This window comes from Oleiphilus sp. HI0128 (assembly GCF_001635365.1).
The window spans coordinates 1-3,532 of the sequence record NZ_LWGG01000780.1; the positions used below are offsets into that span (position 1 = coordinate 1).

The following is a 3,532-nucleotide window of genomic DNA, read 5'->3' on the forward strand; positions in this document are numbered from 1 at the left end:
TCGATAGCTCACCATCGCAATTCAGACAAGCTCACAAACAGTCCTTATAAGCCAAGATCTAGTCTTTATTGAATCAAAATGACTACTAGTTGAGCCCAAATAACCTGTTTGCGCTAGTCACGCTCTCGTAGAATGGTTTTCATCAAAAGTGCCCACGCACCTAGATTAAACCCTATAAGAAAAACAAGAGAGCGTATTATGAACACTACCGTTTACCCTCAGCAAACTGGCGCATGGATCCGTAGCAAACGCTACTGGTACTTACTCTCTATCCTTACGCCAATGATTCCTTTAGCCTCCGCTTATGCTGCCGTTGAAACCGGTTATGGCCTTTGGCTTTGGTTTACTGTGGTTTTTCTTTACGGCATGCTACCTCTAGCTGATCACGTATTTGGTGAAGACCGCGCTAATCCAGACGACGAACTCGTTTCACAGCTCAAAGACCAAAGCTATTATGTCAATATTATGTATATTGCGACCGCCTTGCACTGGGTTTCTCTCGTTGGTATCGCCTTTGTTGTATCTCAATATAACTGGTCCTGGATCAATATACTCGGCGCTGCACTCAGTGCGGGTATTCTCAACGGCTTAGGTTTGGTTGCAGGTCATGAAATGGGGCATAAAGTGAAAGATAGAAAGCAAGTTGCCGCTGCGAAAGTCATGCTGGCTACCAGTGGTTACGGCCACTTTTTTATCGAACACAATAAAGGACACCACAAGGATGTTGCAACACCAGAAGATCCAGCATCTTCACGCTTTGGAGAGAATATTTACAAGTTTGTAAAAAGAGAGATTCCTGGTGCGTTTCGACGAGCCTGGGGGCTCGAAGCAAACCGCTTGCACCGTTTAGGAAAATCAGAATGGTCTTGGGATAACGAGATTCTGCAACCAGCAGCGCTCACCATTTCAGCCTATACCCTGATGCTTGCCTTTTTTGGCCCGGTTATGATCCCCTTCCTATTAATCTCGGCCGCTTATGGTTGGTGGCAGCTGACATGCGCCAATTATGTAGAACACTATGGATTACTTCGTTTGAAAAAAGAAAACGGCCGCTATGAGCGCTGCCAACCTCATCACTCCTGGAATAGTAATCACAAAGCATCCAACCTGGTTTTATTACACCTTCAGCGACATTCAGACCATCATGCGCACCCTACACGCCCATATCAAGTTCTTCGTGATTACGACGACGTCCCCTCTCTACCTTCTGGCTACCCGCTTATGTTTTTGGTTGCCATGATCCCACCACTCTGGTTTTCAATCATGGACAAAAAAGTCATAGATTGGGCTGGTAATGATATGGACAAAGTCAATATAGACCCAGACTCCAAAGAACTGGTCTACAACAAATATCACCAGCCACCTGTGAGTGATAAAGTCAGCGAAACAGCCGAAGCAGCTTAAGAGACATAAGGAGGTTTAGACCATGAGTCAATTTCAATGCCCTGACTGCGGCTATATATATGATGAAGCTAAAGGTGCCGAGCACGAAGGCTACCCCGCTGGCACTAAGTGGGAAGAGGTTCCTGAAGACTTTCCCTGCCCTGAGTGCTTTGTCAGAGAAAAACCAGACTTCATCGCCCTATAAAGCAATCAACTTACCCGGACAGAGCAATGCCCGGGTATTTCTACAAAAGGCCAAGCTTGATCTATATCAGCTTGGCAGCATAAATAATTTTATTTTAGAGCGAACCCGGAGCTCACACTCGTTCCCATTAATTCACCCACGCGATGCCCAGAACAACTATCACGTTTATCAAGCTGGCACATACACTAAGCAAACGACTGCAGCACCACCACACAACTGTTTACTGGTTTTGACGATCCGTGAACTAGAATTTGTTTAGGCCCTTTTCCTTACCTTTATTTCGCTTTCAATGCGCTCTAATCTAGGCTTGCAAATATTTCGCACAGCAATCGCAAAGGACAATTCACTATGCACCTACTCAACCCAAAGAAGTTTGCTCAAGAATAACCTGACAAAGAAACGCGCGACATCATGCTAAAGACTATCGACTTCTTTGAAGGGCTAGGGCTCGCGAAAACCAAAGCCAATTATGAGAGTCGACGCTGGTACACTGAGTTTCTTGAATTCAACAAGAAGGAACAGATTTTTGCCAAACTACTCACCCCAAAAGGGCTCGGAAAAACTCGCTTCCACGACTATCACTTGGCGTATGATAAATGCGACTTGCCCAACGTCAATATTTTCAAAAAGCAGATAGCCATCTTCAAAAAAATGCTCATGCTGGCCCGCCCAAATAAGATGCAAATTAAGGACATCGACTTTTTACTCATTGTCGGTGAGTTATTTACCTTGGTCGCTTACGGCCAGTTGATTTTAGAAAGCTGGGATCTGAATGAAATTGACGATGACCTAATTGATCAAATATTTGATTTTATGGTCAGAGACTTCTCAAAATATGCACTTCAACTTTACTCTAAAACTAGCAACACAAAGGTTCAGCAAGTTTTCTGTCAGCTGATGCTAAGCAAGCCAAAGGCTTATTCGAGGCGCTTTGAAAAAGTTCTGAACGACTTTGCCTATGCGAAGAAAGACAGCTATAAAATGAATTCTTAACTATTTTTGCTATACTAGCTTGGTCCGGTTTTTAATAATTCGGGCCAGCTAGTATTTTGACTCCGATATTTCTAAGGTAGAAATTATGCAGGAAAAAGCGAAAGAGATTCTTATCATCGGTACTTACGGTATCGATATATTTCACGGCATGGTCGACGAAATGGAACAACGGGGCTATTTGGTTTTTACCACGACCTCAGCCCAAATAGCCCAAGAATATCTTCAAAATAGGAAGTTCGATGCAATTATTATCAATCTTGAGCCTGACGGAAAAGGAAGCGTTGCCGAAAGCGGACTGCTAAATAAGTTTATTGAATCGCCCTTGCAAGCCAATGCGATTTGTCTGGGCGTGAGTGCTCACTACCCTCACTCCCTGCCAAGCGATAAGAATGAAAAACACCTACAAATTCTGGCGGGCTGGCTCACCCTACCAGTTAAAGCAAACGTGCTCGCTGACCACATTGTCGAGCTGATAGACTCTCCCCATAAATTTACGATTAAGGAAAAACTAACTTCCTTGTAGGCTTAATATTGTTTAGCGCGTATTTGATGCACTTCTCATTATTTTCGTTCTGGCGACTACTCAGCCTTAAAACTGACCGTTTATCGGAGACTTGATTACAAAGTCATAGCGTTTTCTTAAGCTATATCTATCGCCCCTTACTGTAATCGTAGGTAGAGCAATGCAATCACTTCAGCTGGTAGATAACTTCATCGCACAGTTCAACTTTGTCTGTGCTTACAGTGAAGAACAAAAACGTATAGCTTATCAAATACGTTTTAAACAGAGCAAAGAAGACTTTGACGGACTCACTCATGTTGAGCAGGTCATTGACCAATATGACCACAACTCGACACACCTGCTCCTTCAAGAGAATAGCAGCAGACAATATATTGCCTGCATACGTATCAGCCACTCAGTTGAAAGCTTATCAGCGCAACCCACCTTGC

5 protein-coding genes are annotated in these 3,532 nt (G+C 43.7%); all 5 read left to right on the forward strand.

Annotation, left to right across the window (positions count from 1 at the left end; all coding sequences use genetic code 11):
• Window positions 1–198 precede the first annotated feature (198 nt).
• Entirely contained in the window at window positions 199–1,404 is a 1,206-nt protein-coding gene (locus A3763_RS11085; RefSeq protein ID WP_068514162.1) for an alkane 1-monooxygenase, read from the forward strand.
• 22 nt (window positions 1,405–1,426) lie between these two features.
• The gene (locus tag A3763_RS11090; protein WP_068509148.1) at window positions 1,427–1,588 is read left to right on the forward strand and encodes a rubredoxin; all 162 of its coding nucleotides are present in this window, start codon (window positions 1,427–1,429) and stop codon (window positions 1,586–1,588) included.
• Window positions 1,589–1,999: 411 nt separating this feature from the next.
• On the forward strand, window positions 2,000–2,581 hold the full coding sequence (locus A3763_RS11095) for a hypothetical protein (RefSeq protein ID WP_068509149.1): 582 nt from the start codon (window positions 2,000–2,002) through the stop codon (window positions 2,579–2,581).
• Window positions 2,582–2,666: 85 nt separating this feature from the next.
• Window positions 2,667–3,104: a hypothetical protein gene (locus tag A3763_RS11100; protein WP_068553596.1), complete on the forward strand. Its 438-nt coding sequence runs from the start codon at window positions 2,667–2,669 to the stop codon at window positions 3,102–3,104.
• Between the two features lie 160 nt (window positions 3,105–3,264).
• Window positions 3,265–3,532 (forward strand): hypothetical protein (locus tag A3763_RS11105; RefSeq protein WP_197482886.1); only part of this gene is annotated, 268 nt, incomplete at its 3' end.

Excerpts from the sequence above, each read along its gene's own strand:
- A3763_RS11095 (WP_068509149.1), top strand. The coding sequence starts at position 2,000 with ATGCTAAAGACTATCGACTTCTTTGAAGGGCTAGGGCTCGCGAAAACC.
- A3763_RS11100 (WP_068553596.1), top strand. The coding sequence starts at position 2,667 with ATGCAGGAAAAAGCGAAAGAGATTCTTATCATCGGTACTTACGGTATC.
- A3763_RS11085 (WP_068514162.1), top strand. The coding sequence starts at position 199 with ATGAACACTACCGTTTACCCTCAGCAAACTGGCGCATGGATCCGTAGC.
- A3763_RS11090 (WP_068509148.1), top strand. The coding sequence starts at position 1,427 with ATGAGTCAATTTCAATGCCCTGACTGCGGCTATATATATGATGAAGCT.